This is a genomic window from Streptomyces himastatinicus ATCC 53653 (assembly GCF_000158915.1).
Taxonomy (GTDB): Bacteria; Actinomycetota; Actinomycetes; order Streptomycetales; family Streptomycetaceae; genus Streptomyces; species Streptomyces himastatinicus.
Map to the genome: position 1 here is coordinate 3835656 of NZ_GG657754.1, position 491 is coordinate 3836146.

Sequence of the window (491 nt, forward strand, 5' to 3'; positions counted from 1 at the left end):
GCGCGCTCCCCTCGCGGCCCACTCCGCCGCGCTCCGGTCCCGGTCCCGGCCCCGGTCAGGGTCCTGTGCCGGGCCATCCGGGTCGGACGACCGGCCCGAGCCACCGGCCTGGCGCTCCTCGGCGGAGCCGGAGCCACCGGACGGCCCGGACGCACCTCCCCTTCGCGCCCGGCCGGTTCGGGCCGGACCGCCGGGCCAGGGCTCCTGCGAGCTGCGGCGGGCTGCGGCGGTGCCCCCGCCCGGCCCTCTCGCGGCCCACTCCGCCAAGGCGCCGGGGCGGTCATCCGGGCCGTCGCTGCCGGGCGCGCCGGGGCCCTGATCCGTCGCCGGGCCGTCGTCCCCGCCCCGGGCCCGGGCGGACGGCAGGCGTGGGCCTTCGCCGGGCGGGGCCGGGTGGGGGCCGGGGGCCCGACCCTCCGGGCCGGGCGCGCCGCCGCGCCGGGCGGTCACGAGCCGCCGCCGGAGCGCGAGCCGTCGGGCGGCGGGGCGGC